Below are 1397 nucleotides of genomic sequence, written 5' to 3' on the forward strand. Positions count from 1 at the left end.
AACATATAGAAGATAATAAATGTTATACAATGCAATGTAATAATTTAATAAAACTTACCATAACAACAAAATGTATAGGATGTGGTGCTTGTGCCAGAGTTTGTCCAGTAAGTTGTATATCTGGAGAACGCAAAAAAAGACATTATATTGACTATACTAGATGTACACATTGTGGAAGATGTATATCTGCTTGTCCAGTAGATGCCATAACTGCTGGAGATAACACTTTAAAATTTATAAGAGATTTAACTACACCAAATAAACTTGTTATTACTCAAATGGCACCTGCTGTTAGGGTTACAATAGGAGAAGCTTTTGGATTTGGACCTGGTGATAATGTAGAGAAAAAACTTGCAGCAGGACTTAGAAAGTTAGGGGTAGACTATGTATTTGATACAACTTGGGCAGCTGATTTAACAATAATGGAAGAAGCAGCGGAGTTACAAGAAAGATTGGAAAGATATTTCGCAGGGGATAAGGATGTTAAACTTCCTATACTTACATCGTGTTGTCCTGCTTGGGTAAAATTTATAGAACAAAACTATGGAGATATGCTAGATGTTCCATCTACTGCCAAATCACCTATGCAGATGTTTGCCACAGTGGCAAAAGATATTTGGGCAAAAGAAAAAGGCCTAAAAAGAGATGAAGTAACTTCTGTTGCTATAATGCCTTGTGTTGCTAAAAAATATGAAGCTTCAAGACCAGAGTTTTCTCGTGGGCTTAACTACGATGTAGATTATGTTATAACAACTAGGGAATTAATAAAAATTTTCCAAGATTCAGGAATTGACTTAAAAGAACTTGAAGATGAAGAAATTGATCAAATATTAGGAGAATATACAGGTGCAGGAATTATATTTGGTAGAACTGGTGGTGTTATAGAATCAGCATTAAGAACTGCTTTAGAAAATATGACAGGTAATAGACTTGATAAAATAGAGTTTGAATCTCTTAGAGGATGGGATGGATTTAGATCCTGTGAAGTGAATGTTGGTGATATAAAACTTAAAATAGGAGTTACTCATGGTTTAGAAGAAGCAGGGAAAATGCTTGATAAGATAAGAAGTGGAGAAGAATTTTATCATGCTATAGAAATTATGGCGTGTCCAGGTGGATGTATAGGTGGTGGTGGTCAACCTAAGGTCAGAAAAAATAAAGATGAAGTTATAAAAAATAGAGGAGAAGGATTAAATAATATAGATAGAAGTAAAGAGATGAGAGTTTCAAAAGAAAATCCTGCAGTTCGTGCTATATATGATAACTATTTAGATTATCCTTTAAGTCATAAAGCACATGAATTACTTCATACTAGATATTTTGCAAGACCAAAGGGTGATTTCAATATAAATAAGAATAATGAGATGTAAACTTTTTACATTTGATGTTAAATATTA

General features: G+C 32.9%; 1 protein-coding gene. It reads left to right on the top strand.

Features of this window, described 5'->3' with window-relative positions; translation table 11 throughout:
* Positions 1 to 1370, top strand: a 1370-nt coding sequence (locus tag J7G74_RS16360) for a [FeFe] hydrogenase, group A (protein ID WP_297137359.1), incomplete at its 5' end; no start/stop codon positions are given.
* Positions 1371 to 1397: the final 27 nt, after the last annotated feature.

Origin of the sequence: Terrisporobacter sp. (assembly GCF_017888745.1) — a bacterium.
Lineage (GTDB): Bacteria > Bacillota > Clostridia > Peptostreptococcales > Peptostreptococcaceae > Terrisporobacter.